This is a genomic window from Telluria sp. AZSoR62 (genome assembly GCF_058111565.1).
Genome location: NZ_JBYTST010000265.1, coordinates 1 through 283, shown reverse-complemented (window position 1 = coordinate 283; position 283 = coordinate 1). Strand labels below are relative to the sequence as shown.

Annotated in this window: 1 pseudogene; it reads right to left on the bottom strand. The window is 50.2% G+C overall.

Annotated features, from left to right (window positions below):
• A pseudogene (locus tag AC3XQU_RS23745) lies at positions 1-283 on the bottom strand (hypothetical protein); the annotation flags it as partial.

Genomic DNA, 283 nt, shown 5'->3' with positions numbered 1-283 from the left:
TCTGATATGTCCTCTTTAGCGATAATGCACGGGACCGTTTCAATCGGTTTGCCCAAGGCAATCGCTTCGAGAACAGCCTCGAGACGCTGGTGTCCGCGTTTGAGCATGATGGCAAATTGTTCTTCGCCTTTATCGTTCACTCCGTTGGGTACAACCAGGACACTAAGCGGGCTGTCTTTCTTAAAACCGACAAGCATCATATTGTCGCTAAGCGCCTCTACCCTGGCACGGTAAGCGGCATTTCGAACTCGGATGTTGTATCCGGCAATGACCTGGATAACTT